The 16947-nt window shown below is 48.7% G+C and carries 11 protein-coding genes; 7 read left to right on the top strand and 4 right to left on the bottom strand.

What is annotated here, in order from left to right; translation table 11 throughout:
• The first annotated feature begins 6 nt into the window (after window positions 1-6).
• The 7 genes from glgB to AB840_RS10155 all read left to right on the top strand — a co-directional run bounded on the left by glgB (window position 7) and on the right by AB840_RS10155 (window position 13083).
• Window positions 7-2157 (top strand): 1,4-alpha-glucan branching protein GlgB, encoded by a 2151-nt coding sequence (glgB, locus tag AB840_RS10180; RefSeq protein WP_078791773.1) that lies wholly within the window; start codon window positions 7-9, stop codon window positions 2155-2157.
• A 71-nt stretch (window positions 2158-2228) separates the two neighbouring features.
• The gene (glgA, locus tag AB840_RS10175) at window positions 2229-3668 is read left to right on the top strand and encodes a glycogen synthase GlgA (RefSeq protein ID WP_048514736.1); all 1440 of its coding nucleotides are present in this window, start codon (window positions 2229-2231) and stop codon (window positions 3666-3668) included.
• Between the two features lie 68 nt (window positions 3669-3736).
• Window positions 3737-7135, top strand: coding sequence for a 4-alpha-glucanotransferase (gene malQ, locus AB840_RS10170; RefSeq protein ID WP_048514735.1), 3399 nt, complete (start codon window positions 3737-3739; stop codon window positions 7133-7135).
• 23 nt (window positions 7136-7158) lie between these two features.
• A complete protein-coding gene (locus tag AB840_RS10165; protein WP_234984913.1) occupies window positions 7159-8397 on the top strand; it encodes an NAD(P)-dependent malic enzyme in 1239 nt (412 codons plus the stop codon).
• 90 nt (window positions 8398-8487) lie between these two features.
• Window positions 8488-10185, top strand: a complete 1698-nt coding sequence (locus AB840_RS10160; RefSeq protein ID WP_048514733.1) for an ATP-dependent nuclease — start codon at window positions 8488-8490, stop codon at window positions 10183-10185.
• A 30-nt stretch (window positions 10186-10215) separates the two neighbouring features.
• A complete protein-coding gene (locus tag AB840_RS17140; protein ID WP_159445823.1) occupies window positions 10216-10389 on the top strand; it encodes a hypothetical protein in 174 nt (57 codons plus the stop codon).
• Between the two features lie 570 nt (window positions 10390-10959).
• Entirely contained in the window at window positions 10960-13083 is a 2124-nt protein-coding gene (locus AB840_RS10155; RefSeq protein ID WP_048514732.1) for a DNA topoisomerase III, read from the top strand.
• Between the two features lie 82 nt (window positions 13084-13165).
• Here AB840_RS10155 and AB840_RS10150 read toward each other — a convergent pair whose 3' ends face one another.
• The 4 genes from AB840_RS10150 to AB840_RS17845 form a co-directional block, all read right to left on the bottom strand.
• On the bottom strand, window positions 13166-14827 hold the full coding sequence (locus AB840_RS10150) for an ABC transporter permease (protein ID WP_048514731.1): 1662 nt from the start codon (window positions 14825-14827) through the stop codon (window positions 13166-13168).
• Between the two features lie 12 nt (window positions 14828-14839).
• Window positions 14840-15418, bottom strand: coding sequence for an extracellular solute-binding protein (locus tag AB840_RS10145; protein WP_078791774.1), 579 nt, complete (start codon window positions 15416-15418; stop codon window positions 14840-14842).
• A gap of 70 nt (window positions 15419-15488) precedes the next feature.
• Window positions 15489-16568, bottom strand: coding sequence for a site-specific integrase (locus AB840_RS10140; protein WP_048514730.1), 1080 nt, complete (start codon window positions 16566-16568; stop codon window positions 15489-15491).
• A 165-nt stretch (window positions 16569-16733) separates the two neighbouring features.
• Window positions 16734-16947: hypothetical protein (locus tag AB840_RS17845; protein WP_048514729.1), on the bottom strand; the 214-nt coding region annotated here is incomplete at its 5' end.

The raw sequence follows: 16947 nt of genomic DNA, 5'->3' as shown, positions 1-16947 counted from the left end.
TTCGATATGAAACTCAGTGCAATCGATGACTATGGCACATTCTTATACCACCAGGGCACCAACTATTCCAGTTATCGCTTGTTTGGCGCTCATTTCACCGTAATCCGCCGCAGATCATGCGTTCGGTTTTCCGTATGGGCCCCTCATGCGCGGCAGGTAAGCGTCGTTGGCGATTTCAATCAATGGAATGCAGATGCCAACCCCATGGAACGGAGTGACGCTGGCAACGGCATCTGGATTACGTATATCCCAGGGCTCGCTGAAGGGACAATTTATAAGTATGCTATTACGACGGCGGCGGGAGATGTCATTTTAAAGAGTGACCCCTACGCGTTTTTATCGGAAGTTCGTCCGAATACAGCTTCAAAAATATGTAAGCTCCACTACGCCTGGAAGGATAAAAAATGGATGAACGGCCGTGTGGAGTATGATTCGTACAGCCGGCCCATGCTGACCTATGAAGTTCATCTGGGTTCCTGGCGGCGTGATGCCGGGGGCGGCTTGCTGACGTATCGCGAAATGGCAGATCAGCTGGTGGAATATGTGAAAAGCATGAATTATACGCATATTGAAATTATGCCGCTTTGTGAATATCCTTTTGACGGATCCTGGGGCTACCAGGCGACGGGATACTTTTCCGTCACGAGCCGTTACGGATCGCCGGAGGATTTTATGTATTTTGTCGATTTATGCCATCGTAATGATATCGGTGTAATTCTCGACTGGGTGCCAGGCCATTTTTGCCGTGATGCCCATGGCCTCCGGCAGTTTGACGGTCAGCCCTGCTATGAATCGGGCAATGAAATTCTGGCAGAAAATAAAGAATGGGATACCATGAATTTCGATTATGGCCGTACGGAGGTGCAGTCCTTCCTTATTTCCAGCGCTTTGTTTTTATTGTCCGTATTTCATATAGATGGGTTGCGGATTGATGCCGTCGCGAATATGTTGTATCTCGACTATGGACATCCAGACGGTAACTGGCAGCCCAATAAATACGGCGGACGGGAAAATCTGGAGGCTATTGAGTTTCTGCGCAAGCTGAATACGGCGGTCTTCAGGGAATTTCCCCATGCGCTCATGATTGCTGAAGAATCTTCGTCTTGGCCGCTTGTGACGAAGCCCGTGGAAGTAGGCGGCCTGGGTTTTAATTACAAGTGGAATATGGGCTGGATGAACGACATGCTGCGGTATATGTCTATGGATCCTTTGTTTCGCAAGGATAATCATAATTTGATTACCTTTTCCTTGTGCTATGCCTTTTCAGAAAATTTTATTCTGCCTCTTTCTCATGATGAAGTCGTGCATGGAAAGCATTCCCTGCTGGACAAGATGCCGGGTGATTATTGGCAGAAATTTGCCGGTCTGCGGGCATTTTATGGGTATTGGATGGCACATCCGGGGAAAAAGCTGTTGTTTATGGGCAGTGATTTTGGGCAGTTCATTGAATGGAAATATGATGACAGCCTGGATTGGCACCTGTTGGAATATCCGATGCACAAGGCGATGCACGAATATGTGCGCAGCCTTAATGCCTATTATACCGCCCATACGGAGCTGTGGGAGGAAGATTGTGATTGGTCCGGCTTTTCCTGGATTAGCTGCGATGATCGTGATAATAGCGTGATTGCCTTTTATCGCAGCGGTGCGGACGATGACTCCATGACGGTCGTGGTATGCAATTTTACGCCCGTCGTGCGGTATTCCTATCGCTTCGGCGTACCGAAGTCAGGTGCGTATACGGAGGTTTTCAACAGTGATGCCGAAGTGTTCGGGGGTTCTGACGTTCTCAATGAGGGAGATTTTATGACGCAGCAGGTTCCGCTGCACGGCATGGAGCAATCACTGGAATTGACGCTGCCGCCTTTGGCAACGATTTATTTGCGGCTGAAGCCGGCTGCGGATAAAAAAAAATCCCTTAAATTGGGAGTCCGGGCCGCGGTAAAGACCAAAAAGACAAAAACGGCTAAAACAGTGAAAAAAAACAAGGCAGTACAGAAAACAGGAAAAGCTGAACCGGCTGAAAAAACGGTACATGCCACTGCTGCGAAAAAGATTGCGTCAGCTGTAAAACCTGCGCCGGGCCGTAAGAAAAAGCCGGTTTTGAAGAAGGCGACGGAAAAGAAAACAGAACCGACTGTACCGACAGCCGAATAAGCTGCCAGCAGCGTATACTTACGAAAATGAATTGAACGATACTGGTTCAAGAGGAAAGTGAGGGAGCATGCATGGTAAACGTACTATTTGTGGCATCAGAGGCTGTGCCTTTTATCAAAACGGGCGGCTTGGCCGATGTAATGGGGGCTTTGCCGAAGGCGCTGGCGGCCAGGGGAATGGATGTGCGCTTGGTTATTCCCAAATATAGTCTGATTGATAAGGATAAGGAACAAAGCATGCAGCTGGTGACGACAGGAATTGTCAATTTGTCCTGGCGGCAGTTGTATTACGGCGTGGACGAGGTGGATGCAGGCGGAGTCAAGGTCTATTTTATTGACAATGAATGGTATTTTAAACGGGATCGTCTGTATGGATATGACGATGATGACGAACGATTTGCTTATTTTTGCCGTGCTGTGCTGACTATGCTTCCCAAAATTGGTTTCAAGCCGGACATTATTCACTGCAATGATTGGCATACAGGTCTGATGGGGGTATTTCTCCGGGAAGATTTTTGTCATGATGACTTCTATAAGGATATAAAGGTCATATATACGATCCACAATCTGAAGTATCAGGGAATTTATCCGCCTACGATCATGCGTGATATTATCGGCTTGCCGCAGGAGCTTTTTGATAACGGCAGCCTGGAATGTGACGGTTGCGTAAATTATATGAAATCAGGCATGGTCTATGCCGATTATATTACGACGGTCAGTCAGACCTACGCTAGAGAGATTACCTATCCTTATTATGGGGAACGGCTTGACGGCTACATCCGCAGCTGTATGGATAAATTAATTGGCATCAGCAACGGTTTGGATGAGGACGTGTATAATCCGGCGACGGACACGTACATAAAGCAGCACTATACCTCGGCCCATGCCCGCGGCGGCAAACGGGTCAACAAGGATGCCCTGCGTCGGGAGCTGGGGCTTCCGGTCAAGCGGAGTATTCCCCTGATTGCCATCGTTTCTCGGCTCGTGGAAGACAAGGGAATGGATTTGGTGACATGCATTATGGAGGAACTGGTAGAGGATGATGTACAGCTGGTCATTGTCGGCACCGGAGAAGCACGGTATAAAGACGCGTTCCAGGAGCTGGCACAGCGTCATCCGACCAAGGTTTCAGCCAATATCTTATTTGATGAAGGACTGGCTCATCGGGTATATGCTGCCGCGGATATATTTCTCATGCCGTCGCGGTATGAGCCGTGCGGGCTGAGCCAGCTCATTGCCTTGAAATACGGTGCCGTGCCTGTGGTTCGTGAAACAGGTGGTCTGAAGGATACGGTTACACCCTTTGACAAGTATGCCAATACGGGCAACGGTCTTACCTTTGTGAATTTTAATGCGCACGAATTGCTGTTTGCGACAAAGCGGGCTTTGGGATTTTATGAAGATTCTGCCGTATGGGATTCGTTGGTGAAAAATGCCATGGACAGCGACAACAGCTGGAAACGATCTGCACAGGCATATGTTGAGTTATATAAAAAAGTACTGCAGAAATAATAGCAGATACCCTGTATATCCCCCGCCGGTTTTATTGTGGCGGGGGATTTTCTGAAAAGGAGAACTCCATGGATTTAGGACTATATCATGATTCGCATGAATTTTATTTTCGCTCTGTGTTCGGCGCTGCGGCAACTGGGGATACGATCATTCTTCGTTTGCGCATTGCTGAAAAAATCAGGTCGGCGTGCCGGGTAAAAGTGCGCCTCTGGCAAAGTAATGCCGGTGAATCCTTTGTCCCCATGGAATGGGAAGAAAATACGGCCAGAGCAATATTGACCATGCCGGAAAAAGGCTGCCTCCTGTGGTATTATTTTATGGTGGAATGCGACGGTAAAACGTGGTATTACGGCAATAACCGCGACCAGCTCGGCGGCATCGGTGCGGTGTCAGAGCAAGTACCGCCAGCGTACCAGATCACGGTGCGCGATAAAAACGCAACTACACCAGAATGGTTCAAACATGCTATTGTCTATCAGATTTTTCCGGATCGGTTTTATCGGTCGGCAGATGCAAAAATCGATTTAATGGGAAAACGAGGCGCTGTGATTCACAGCGTCTGGGACGACAAGCCCGAGTATTGGAAAAATCCGCAGAACGGCGATATTATGTATTATGATTTTTTTGGCGGCAATATTGCGGGTATTCGTGAAAAATTGTCGTATCTGAAGGACCTCGGCGTAACCGCTGTGTATTTAAATCCTATTTTTGAGAGCTGCACTAACCACCGGTACAGTACGGCCGATTACCATAAGGTAGATCCCTTTTTAGGAACGAACGAAGATTTTGCGGCTTTCTGTGCCGTTGCTAAAAAAGAAGGAATTCGTATTATTCTGGACGGTGTTTTTAGTCATACCGGGGCGGACAGCATCTATTTCAACCGGTTTGGGCATTATGATAGTGTCGGTGCCTGCCAATCCAAAGAATCTCCTTACTATGAATGGTATCGCTTTAGCCGGTATCCCGATATGTATGAATCCTGGTGGGGCGTTATGGATTTGCCAAATGTGGAAGAGACGACGCCGTCGTATATGGATTTTATTATCCGCAATGAAGATAGTGTTCTCCGTTACTGGATCAGACAGGGAATCAGCGGCTGGCGGCTTGACGTGATTGATGAACTTCCGGTTCCGTTTCTTCGTAATTTCTATAAGACCTTGAAGGAAGAAGATCCCGAGGCAGTTCTCATCGGAGAGGTCTGGGAAGATGCATCCAATAAAATCAGTTATAGCCAGCAGCGGGAATACTTGTGCGGGTATGATATTGACAGCGCTATGAACTATGCGCTGCGGACAATTGCCGTCGATTTCATTATGGGCCATAAGGATGCCCGCCGTATGGGGGCAGAACTGATGCATATGATTGAAAATTATCCGCAGGAATATTTCTATGCTATGCTCAATTTGGTCAGCAGTCATGATATAGAACGTATTTTGACGGTATTGGGAGAGGATGGTGATACGGCGACACAGTCAGCCGAATGTATTGCTGAAAAACGGATGCGGCTCATGGAATTATGGCAGATGACGATGCCCGGAGCCCCGTGTATTTATTACGGTGATGAAGTTGGCGTGACCGGGAAAAAAGATCCGGATAACCGCCGTACCTATCCCTGGGGTCACGAGAATACGGAACTGCTGGAATGGACCAAGCGGCTCACGGCGCTGCGCCGCCGGACGGATGCCCTGCAGACGGGGCGATTTATATTTCTGTATGCGGACGGCGATGTATTTGCTTATGCACGCGTCATCGAAGGCGGTCGTGATGTATTCGGCAGGGAAGCGCGGGACGGCTTTTTTATCATTGCCATGAACCGTAATACGACAGCCCTGCGTACGATCAGTATGTATACGAAAGGGCTGGCATATGGCAGACTCACCAATGCCTTGACGCCGCGTATGGTGCCGGTACAGACTATCAACAGCCGGCTGACATTGACACTGCCGCCGCTGCGTGCGGTGATCCTGCAGGGCGCGGAAGCACAGCAAAAACGGGCTGGTGTGCTTTTACATCCTACGTCACTGCCGTCTGCATACGGCTGCGGCGACCTAGGAGGGGCTGCGTATCGGTTTATCGATTTTCTTAAAACAGCCGGGCAGAGTGTCTGGCAGATATTGCCGCTGACACCGCCCCTTGACGGTGATTCCCCGTATTTTTCAAGCTCGGCCTTTGCCGGCAATGAACGGCTTATTTCTCTGGACGTCCTGCACGATTGGGGCTGGCTGTCCGGCAGTGCCCTAAAGCATTTCAAAGAACAGGCGCGTCAGGCCCGGACGTGGGAGGAAGCCTGGCAGTGCAAGAAGCAAGCTCTGTGGGATCTGTCCCATAATGCCCGGCTGGTCATTCCCTGGGGGCCCTTTGACACTTTTTGCCGAAACAATGCGTATTGGCTTGACGACTATGCCCTGTTCCGGGCCGTAAGCGGCTTTTTTGAAGACCGGCCGTGGACTGGCTGGCCTGATGATATACGCTGCCATACGGCAGCGGCTGTACGGCGGTATCAAAGAGAATTATCAGGAGCCATATCCCATTTTAAATTTTTGCAGTATATTTTCAGACGGCAGTGGCAGAGCATACGGGATTATGCCCATGAAAACGGTGTATCCCTTATTGGGGATGTACCTATGTTCGTGGCTCATAACAGCGCAGACTGCTGGGCCCATCAGGAACTCTTCGATTTAGATGCGAACGGCATGCCCGTGTCTGTTGCCGGTGTGCCGCCGGACTATTTTAGTGCGGATGGCCAGCTTTGGGGCAACCCTTTGTACGACTACGAAACGATGGCGGCAGATGGGTATGATTGGTGGGTGCAGCGTTTTCGCTTTGGTATGACCCTGGTCGATGAAGTGCGCATTGATCATTTTCGTGGCTTCGAAGCATTTTGGGCCGTTCCGGCACAAGCTGAAACCGCAAAGGACGGTGTATGGAAAAAAGGTCCCGGTCTCGAACTGTTTCGGGCGGTCTATCAAAAGCTGGGCCATATTCCCCTCATTGCGGAGGATCTGGGCATCATTACGGATGATGTCTGTGAACTGAGAGAGACACTGCGTCTGCCGGGTATGAAGGTCCTGCAATTTCATATGACTGAACGGACGGACGGAGTCTTCAGCCTGGATACGGAACCCAGCTGCCTGGTCTACACGGGCACTCATGATAATAATACGACTCTGGGCTGGTATACAGAGGATTTGACGCCGTCCCAGCAGCTGCAGGTGCGGCAGGCCATGCACGTGGGCGAAAATACCTCGCCGCAGGAAATCGTAAGAGCCCTTATCACTTATGTGTACCGGCGCCGTGCCGAAACGGCAGTCATTCCTATGCAGGATTTGCTGGGTCTGCCGTCGTCCTGCCGAATGAATATTCCCGGTGTTTCGCAGGGAAATTGGCATTGGCAAATGGACGAAGGTATGTTAAAATTTGATATTGCCAAGTGGTTATCCGCTTTGTGCAAACAATATAAACGATAAATTTTAGTATGGGGGGAATCGTTTTGACAGATAAGGATGATAAGTTTAAAAAGGCACTGCAGATTCATGCGCAGCTTCATGGGAAGCTGACCATTCACAGCAAGCTGCCGGCAGATTCAAAAGAAGCGCTGTCCATTTTATACACGCCGGGTGTTGCTGCACCGTGCCTGAAAATTGCCGATGACAAGGAATTGGCCTATACGTACACGGGCAAAGGCAACGATGTTGCTGTTATTACGGATGGCAGCGCTGTTCTGGGACTGGGAAATATCGGTCCTGACGCAGCCATGCCGGTCATGGAGGGGAAATGCCTGCTATTCAGTGAATTTGCCGGTATCAACGCCGTGCCGCTTTGTGTAGACACACAGGACGTGGATGAATTTGTTCGCTTTGTGCAGCTGGCCGGACCGTCCTTTGGCGGCATCAACTTAGAGGATATCAGCAGCCCACGGTGTTTTGAAATCGAACGGCGCCTGCGGGATACCATGAATATCCCAGTGTTTCATGACGATCAGCACGGGACGGCTATTATCGTATTGGCCGGTGTCATTAATGCCCTGCAATTCCTGGGTAAATCAGAAAAGATTGTTAAGGTGGTTATCAACGGTGCCGGCGCAGCTGGCTTGAGTATTGCCAATCTGCTGCTGGAATACGGGTTTAAGGATATTACGCTGTGCGATGTGGGCGGCGCTGTTTGTGACGGCGATCCGGCTTTAAACAAAGCCCAGGCCGTTATGGCGAAAAAGACGAATATGCGTCACGAAAAAGGAACGCTGGCAGACGTAATGGCCGGGAAGGATGTCTTTATCGGTGTCTCCCGCGGCGGCCTCGTTACCAAGAATATGATTGCCTCCATGGCTGCGGGCAGCATCGTATTTGCCATGGCCAATCCGATCCCGGAAATTTATCCGGAAGAAGCGCAGGAAGCCGGTGCTGCTGTCGTCGGATCAGGACGGTCTGATTTTCCGAACCAGGTCAATAATGTACTGGTGTTCCCGGGGATTTTCCGCGGAGCCATCGACTGCCATGCCTCGGATATCAGTGAAGGCATGAAGCTTGCCGCTGCCCGGGCACTGGCTTTTGTGGCGCAAAAGGATGGTCTGCGTGCTGATTATATTTTGCCGGATGCCTTTGATCACAGGGTTACGATTGCTGTCGCGGCATCCGTAGCCGCACAAGCCTCTGAAGAAGGTATTGCCGGACATACGCTGACCTATGAGGAAGAAGCGGTTAAAGCCGAAGCCTTTCTGGAAGAAAAATAAACAGCTTATCTCAAGCTCTGCACCTGCCCAGGCAGGGAGCAGAGCTTTTTTGTCGAATACTATTAAGTAGAAGATGCAGGAGGTGGGCGTGTGAATATAACATATATGCGGATACAAAATTACCGTAATTTCAAGGATGTGGAAATGACCTTTCATGAGAAGGCCAATTACCTGGTCGGTGAAAATGCTATCGGTAAAAGTGGCTTTTTGCGTTTGTTGTCTCGTATGAGTGCCGGAAGCGGCATTACGGAGGAAGATTATGCAGATGTGTCTCTGCCGGTCATCATTACGATGGGACTCCATTTGCTGCGCAATCATCAGGAATATTTTGTGGGATTTCCCGATGAGCACAAGGAGACTATACGGATACGAATGGAAAAACCCGTAGAGGAAATTTTTCCGCACGTATATGATGACGATACGGGAGAAGAGCTGCCTCTCAATACGATGCGGCGCATACGGTATATTTCCTATTCCTTTGTCAATCCGGAGGATGAAATGGTTTCGGCAACCGTCTACCGGGCTCTGGAAACCAAGCTATCTCAGTGGGGCGCGGCTCACTTGCAGGGATTGACGCCGGAGGCGCAGAATTTTATCCGTCATGAAGTCCGGGTCGGTAATTTGGATTCGTCTTATTATGTCAATATTTTTCTGTTGTCCAAGCTGCTGAGTCGGCAGGATCGCCCCCGGGCGGATAATATGAAATTTATTTCCCTGGTGGCTTTGCGAATTATTACGCAGATTTACATCATGTCCAAGAGCCGTGCCGTACCGATGGAGAGCAACCTGATCGTGAATCAAAAAGGACGGCGGTATCTGCCGCTTATCGTATCCATTGATGAGCCGGAAATCCATCTTCATCCGTATATGCAGCGTTCTGTTTTAAATTATTATAAACAACTTCTCAACAATGAAGACAGTCGTTTTTGTGAATTGCTCAAGGATATTTTTGGTATTGACGGACTGCGGGGTCAGCTTTTTATTGTGACGCATTCTACGGATTCTCTCGTCGATGATTATCGTAATATCATCCGTCTCTATCGGGACCGGGAGTGTGCCGTATGGGCAGCCTGCGGTGCCGGATTTCATTTTAATGAAGAAATTGAAAAGCACTTGATCATGCACTTTCCGGAAGTCAAGGAGGCGCTCTATTCCCGAAGCGTACTCATTGTAGAAGGAGAAACAGAGTATGGCTGCTTTCAGCTTTTTGGAGCCACGCTGGATTTGTTCTTTGATTATTATGGCATTTGCCTCATCAATGCCCGTGGTGAAAGCTCTATTTCCAAAATTAAAAAGCTGCTGGAATATTTTAAAATTCCTACGGTGGCACTGTACGATGCCGATGTCAAGGGGAGCCGGAAGGGTGAAAAAAACGTTTATTTTACAGATGAGATCTGTTTTGAAATGGACTTGACCAAAACCTTGATTGACGGGGGAAAGCGCCGTGAGCTGGACCGCATCATCAATGCGGCCAATGGCGATCACGCCAAGGCAACATCGGATATGATAAAAAAAGCATGCCGTAAATTGGATATCAACTATCATGACTATCCGCCGCGGCTCTTATGGCACGCCAATGCCCGCAATACCCAGGCTTTGTATGTGTATTATTTCTCCTGGCTGTACAGCAATAAAGGCGTTATTCTGGGACGGCTTATTGGGCAGTCTTTGAGCAGGAAGGAAATTCCGCCGGCTTTTATCCGGGTCATTGAGGCGGCAGGCCAGCTGGCAAAGGTAGGAATGCCTGTCCGTGGAGACAGATCCTTGCCGGCGATGCAGCGGGACTGAAAGGAAAGGCTGGATTAGGAGGCGGTAGGCATGGAAGCGTCCGAGGACCGACAATTGGAACGGGGAGTCCGGCAGCTGTTGCGGGATCCGATTACGCTAAAGGAAATTGAAAGGATGCGGGACCAGGGACGGTCAGAGGAATATATTCAAAACTGGCTGCGCCAGATTGCCAAACTCGATGGATATGCCGGAGAAAAAAAATGACAGCGCACAGCGTGTAAAAAATAAAAGAAAGGGGCTGCGGCGGAATGGAAGGAAACTATCATTTCGTTGCAACCCCTTTACAGGCTGTGATGCTTGAAAAATGATGGAGCAATGTAAAATGACCGTGGGTATATAATCCAGATGTCCCCTTTTCCTGTGCATAAAATTCAATTGCAGGCAGGCATGAAAAATACCGTCCACAAAAGTGAACGGCATTTTCAGAAAATGATTTGAGAAATGAGGATTTCTCACCACCAGTATAACATAAAACATAATGATGTCAAATGATACTACATATCAATTTTATAAAATATGCTGCTTATACAGCCAACGCATGAAATAAAGTGCCGTGCATGTGTTGATTGTATGATAAAAAGCAGAATTTTTTGAGGCTCCATGGGATTGGTATATTACAAATGTCTTATTTTATGGTATCATATACTATATTTGTCATAAAAAATGTGCAGCGCAGAAGACAGCGCAGGCATGAGCTGGCAGCTGACACGTGGCTAACAAATGCATTAGTAAAAATGTCTGTAAATGGCATACGTACGGGAAAGCAGAAGAACTATGAAATTATTTATTGCGGAAAAACCAAGTATGGCCAGAGAATTGGCTAAATGCCTGCCGCAGCCGCAGCAAAAGGGCCGGGGATGTATCAAAACGGGTGGCGGCATCGTTACGTGGGCCTACGGACATGTGCTTCAGCAGGCTGAGCCTCAGGAATATGATCTGAAATACAAGCGCTGGAATGCCGCAGATCTGCCCATTATTCCCCAGGAGTGGAAGCTTCTTGTCAGTCCGGACAGCAAAGAGCAATTTAACCTTATTTGCACTCTGATTCAAGAGGCCGATACGATTGTCAATGCCGGTGACCCGGACAGGGAAGGGCAGCTGCTTATCGATGAAATATTGGATTATGTCGGGAATAAAAAGCCGGTAGAACGGATTCTTCTCAATGCATTGGATGAAAAAAGCATTCATGAATCCCTGGCCGACCTGCGCAGCAATACAGAATTTGTTCATTTGAAGGAATCGGCCCTGGCCCGCAGTCGAGCCGATTGGCTCATTGGCATGAATTTGTCCCGTGCCTATACGTTGGCGGCCCGCCGCCAGGGGCACCGTGTAGTGTTTCCCATTGGCCGTGTTAAGACGCCGACTCTGGCGCTTGTTGTGAGGCGGCAGCGCGAGCTGGACGATTTCCAGCCGGTGACCTATTATATCGTCAAGGCTGTGTTTGACCATCCTAATGGGAATATTACCGCACAGTGGCAGCCCAGAGATACGCAGGCCGGTCTGGACGCTGAAGGACGCTGCATTGATGAAGCGTCCGCACAGGCGATTCTGAAAAAGCTGTCAGCCCAGCCGGAAGGACACATTGCCGAACGCAGGAAGAGCAGAAAAAAAGAACCGCAGCGTCTGCCCTTGTCGTTATCGTCCCTGCAGGTTCTGGCTGGGAAAAAATACGGCTACAGCCCGCAGCAAGTCCTTGATACGGCACAACAGCTGTATGAACGAAAGCTTACGACCTATCCCCGTTCGGACTGTGAATATCTGCCGCTGAATCAGCGTAAGGATGTCCCCCATATTTTGGGCAATCTGGCACGGATTGAAGCGGGACAAATTGCTGAATGGGTGGGACAGGCCGACGGATCTATTAAAAGCCGTGCTTGGAATGACAGCAAGATCACGGCTCATCATGCGATTATCCCGACGACCGTAGCCTGTCCCTTTGTCAAGCTGACGGCAATGCAGCAGCATGTATATTATCTCATTGCGCAGGCCTACATTGCCCAATTCTACCCCGTTCACGAATATGACCAGACCCGTATCATCGTGACTGCTGCGGCAGAGCAATTTGCCGCTCATGGCAAGACAGTCATTCAAATGGGTTGGAAGGAGCTGTATCGTTCCGATAAAACGGACGACGATGAGGATATAAAGGGAGATCTGCCTGTGGTCCGCAAAGGAGACGGCGTGCACTATCAAAACGGACAGGTAGATAAAAGGGCGACCAAGCCGCCGCCGCGCTTCACGGCATCGACGCTGCTGGCAGCCATGAAGGAAATTTATAAATACGTCAAGGATGATTCTCTGAAAAAAAAACTGAAGGAAGTGCAGGGCATCGGCACGGAAGCGACACGGGCTACGATTATCAATGAACTCATCCAGCGAAAGTTTCTGGTGGAGGAAGGCAAAAAGAAATATCTAAAGCCCACAGACAATGCCTATCTGCTCATTGATGCCTTGCCTGACGCTATGGTCTACCCCGATGAAACGGCGGTATGGGAAGAACGGCTGTATCAAATGAGCGCCGGAAAGGATAATTTGCAATCCTTTCTTCATGATCAAATTGCCTTTTTGGAAACCCTGATAGCCGCGGCCGGTACGGCAGCTATGCAGCCGGCAGAGGGCAGAACCTGCCCCGAATGCGGCAGCCTCATGCTGCGGCGGCACGGGAAATATGGCGATTTTTACGGCTGCGGCAACTATCCGAAATGCCGGCATACAGAGCCGGCAGAAATGCCGGTTCTGGAAGAAAAAGACAAAAAATATTCTTGTCCGCGTTGTAAAACAGGTTTTTTTGTAAAACGCAGCGGTCCTTATGGTGTCTTTTGGATCTGCAGCAGCCCCAGTTGTCATACAAAATGTGCTGACGTAGGCGGCGTGCCCAGTGTGTATGCCGTGAAATAATGCTGCTATATAAAATGTTCCCCGCATTCTCTGGGGCAGGTACCCGTATGGGCAGCTTGTCAGCAGGGGTGCGGGGAACGTTTTATTTCGGCAGGCGCCTGACGTAACGGGTCAGGAACAGCAATGCGGCAACGGTAAAGGCTACGCAGAGAACGGCCATGGACATGCCGAGGGAGACGCTGCCCTGTTCGAATTCGCGCATGATATATGTCGATACGACTAGTGTGTTAGGTGGAGCCATGAGACTGGGCGCTACAAGTTCCCGCAGAGAAATGATAAAGGTTATCATCCAGCCGGCGGCGATCCCTTTGGCAATAAGAGGGAAGGTGATGCGGCGGAAAATATAGATAGGAGTGCCGCCGAATACCTGCCCGGCAGCCATGAGACTATTGTTGATCTGTGTAAAAGACGATGTGACATACTGGATCGTAAAAGGCAGAAACAGAACGACATACGTGACGATCAATATGCCAAAAGTATTGTAGAGAGGCAGGATGCCATAGATGTCATTCCAAAAGAGCATGATGCCGATGACCATGACAATGCCCGGCAGCATTTCCGGCAGCAGGCTGACGGCTTCTAACGGCCTGCCGCTCTTGCGGTGACAGCTGCGGAGGGTTAAGACCACCAGCGTTCCTAAAAACGCGCAAATCGTGGCGGCCGCGACTGCCAGCAGCAAACTATTTCCCATCGCGCTGAGTGCGTCTTCCGTATCGGTAAAGAGCGCCGTATAATGTTGCAGTGTGAAGTTTCCCGCTGTCAGGCCAAAGCCGCGCAGCTTGATGAGAGATGTCATGATGACGGAAAAATAAGGAATGCCGACGGCAATAATCAGAATGATTCCAATATAAAGCCAGCTCCCCAATTTGGCAGGAACGGACAGGTCTTTGAGTGACAAGCGGCAGCCCCTGCCGCTGATCAGCTGATAGCTGTGATGGGTCGTTACGTAATTTTGCGCTATCCAGAGCAAGAGGCAGATCGAAACCAGCACCGAGGCCAGAACGGCTGCTTTGCCAAACGATACGGGCGCGACAGCGGCGTAGCGGTGAATGTTGGTCGTAAATACTTCAAAGCCGATGCGTCGTCCCAGCGTATAGGGCGTGCCGTATTCGGACAAGGTTTTGACGAAGACCAGTAATGCGCCAATAACGTAATTTCCCGTTAGGAGAGGCAAAAAGACGCGGCACATGCGCCGGAAAAAACCGGCTCCCAACACGGCAGCCGATTCCTCCATGCTGGAAGGAATGCGAGTCATGGCATTTTTCAGAATCGTCAGCATAAAGGGGAATACGTGCAGACTCATAACGAGGATCAGACCGGTCAGGCTGAAAAAGGAGTCCACGCCGCCGGATAGAGAGGGAAAAATCTGCTCCAGCAGTCCGCGTTTCTGCATGAACAGAATCCAGCCCATGGAGGCGATGTAAGGCGGAGTCATGAAGGGGATAAGAAAAAGCACGTCAAAAATCTGATAGCGGGCAAAGGTCGTGCGGGAAAACAGATAGGCTAATGGGATGGACAGAAGCGTTGATGTGATGACGACAAGCAAGCCCAGCAGCAGGGAATTCAGGATCATGGCCGCATTCTGACTTTCCATAATTGTCGCCGCCGTATATGAAAAATCAAGACGATCATTGATAATGATCGTCTTGATAAAAATGGTGGCGAGGGGGCAGACGATGAGAAAAAAGAAAAAAGCGGATAGCAGCGGAATGGCCGCGTTCTTTTTCAAATGGATAGGTAACATAAGAGACCTCGCTTACTTGCAAAGCGCATTGAGTTTTGCGGCGGTTTCAGATGCCATCGCCATCATGGCATCCCAGTCTGCGGGAATCTGCGGGATGTGTTCCAGCGGCGTTTCCTTGGCCTTGACGTCGCTGCGGCCCGGAATGAGATAGGCATCCGCAACCATTTGCTGCACTTCATCGGAGAGAAGATAATCCATGAATTTTTTCGCGTTTTCTGCATCCGGCGCAGATTTCAGAATCATAGCGGGACGGGGATTGACAATCGTGCCTCCCTTAGGATAGTACATAGCCAGCGGTTCGCCCTTTTTTATAGAAGAATAAGCATTATAATCGACGCCGGCTACGAGAATGCCAACTTCACCCGTAGTTACGGCCTCAAGCGCGGCTTTATTGGCGCCGGGGACCTTCATGCCGTTCTTTGCCATTCCTTCTAAGGCATTCCAGCCGTATTTACTGACAAAACCGGCCAAAAAATCCTTGCAGGCTCCTGATTTTTCCGGATCGGGGATCGCAAGCTTGTCCTTGTATTCGGGATTGGCCAGCTCATTCCAGTCCGCGTTGAGATTGGGCACGACATTTGTATTGTAAATGTGTTTTCGCCGATTTAATCGCTATTTTAAGCAATTCTTTGATAAATCGTCAAAAATTCGTCAAAAATTACTATGCAAAAACTTTATTTATATTTTCTTTGGCTTTTTCTCGCATTTCGTCTGTGTAATGCACATATGTTTTTAAAACAGTTTCCACCCTATCACCTAAAAGTGCTGCCACAGTACGGACGTCGAACCCAGTGGCTATTAGGCGTGTAGCATAAGTGTGTCGAAGAGAATGAATAGACGTACCTTTATTGATACGGGATATTAGCGCATCAATGTATTTTGCCTCACTAGTCTTATCTGCAAAAATCCTGCGATCTATTCGAATTACACTATTTTTTTTATAGGCACGTAGTATCTGTATTAACTCTTGCGGGATAGGAATGTCTCTATACCCATTCATGCTCTTTGTTGGTTTGATAGTATACTGATTTTTACCCGTAGCAGATAGCTGAGCCGTCACGCTAATAATGCCAGCTTTCAAATCCACGTTACCCCAAGTCAAACCGACAATTTCGCCGTATCGCAGGCCAGCATATCCGGCAATAGCAATCTTCACATAAGCGGTATAATTATTTTGACGCACACTTTTAAGCATTATTTTAAAGTCATCAGCAGAGATTACCTGCGTCTTTTTCTGCCGCTTGTCCTTTTCTTTGGGGACTTTGGATACAGGATTAGCCGCAAGTATTTCCAATGTTTCTATGGCATATCGAAATACCCGGCCTACTTTGGACAGATATAGTTTTTTTGTGCTGACAGCGTATTTCATAGGTGCCATGCAGTCAATAATGTCAGAGTGGGTGATTTCAACAACGGGCACATCGGCTATTTTTATAAATGCTTGGAGTGCCTGCGTGTATAGTGCTCGTGTGTTATACTCCAAAACTGCGTTGTTTTCCAGCAGGAATAGCTCAAACACCTGACGTAGTGTAATATCCCTCATGGATTCATCCACGACGTTCAGGGCCTTTTCTTTTACTTCATCCAGCAATTTATCTCCGGCAGCCTTCGCCAGCTTTTTTGTTTTAAATCCTTGTCTTGATTTTTGCCGCCACCTCCCTTTATTGTCTTTGTAGGACAAGATGACTTGAAATCCTTTGTCCTTTTCTCTGTACGTAAAATTATATTCTAAATCGCGCATAAAATATCAGCTCCTTTTTGATAAAATAGGGCTGATTGTGGTATAATGCAGTTGTAATCAGCCTTTGCAGGGTGGATTATATTTGCCGGTATGGAGCACCTCTCCTTCGGCAATCCCGCATTCTGTTCGCAGCAGGATGCGGGATTTCTAACATTAGAATAATAATTAATATTTTATTTTTTCAGTGGTCTCATGCCAGCCAGCAGGAAACCCAAGCTTTGTAAGAATTTGATTGGCAGAAATGGTTTTTAAACGATTAGCTAAGTGACGAGTTTCTTTTCGTATTTTATTATGTAAAGTTCCATATTCACTGATACTTAGGAAACATTGAAGTGTAATAAGTACAGAAAATACCGTTCTTCGATCAGAGCTTGCGTCA

It is taken from the genome of Megasphaera cerevisiae DSM 20462, assembly GCF_001045675.1.
Lineage (GTDB): Bacteria > Bacillota > Negativicutes > Veillonellales > Megasphaeraceae > Megasphaera > Megasphaera cerevisiae.
This window is presented reverse-complemented; position numbering and strand designations above follow the sequence as displayed.

What these genes read in the sequence shown, in the direction of transcription:
- glgA (WP_048514736.1), top strand. Translation starts at nt 2,229, where the DNA reads ATGGTAAACGTACTATTTGTGGCATCAGAGGCTGTGCCTTTTATCAAA.
- AB840_RS10140 (WP_048514730.1), bottom strand. Translation starts at nt 16,568, where the DNA reads ATGCGCGATTTAGAATATAATTTTACGTACAGAGAAAAGGACAAAGGA.
- AB840_RS10155 (WP_048514732.1), top strand. Translation starts at nt 10,960, where the DNA reads ATGAAATTATTTATTGCGGAAAAACCAAGTATGGCCAGAGAATTGGCT.
- malQ (WP_048514735.1), top strand. Translation starts at nt 3,737, where the DNA reads ATGGATTTAGGACTATATCATGATTCGCATGAATTTTATTTTCGCTCT.
- AB840_RS17140 (WP_159445823.1), top strand. Translation starts at nt 10,216, where the DNA reads ATGGAAGCGTCCGAGGACCGACAATTGGAACGGGGAGTCCGGCAGCTG.
- AB840_RS10150 (WP_048514731.1), bottom strand. Translation starts at nt 14,827, where the DNA reads ATGTTACCTATCCATTTGAAAAAGAACGCGGCCATTCCGCTGCTATCC.
- glgB (WP_078791773.1), top strand. Translation starts at nt 7, where the DNA reads ATGAAACTCAGTGCAATCGATGACTATGGCACATTCTTATACCACCAG.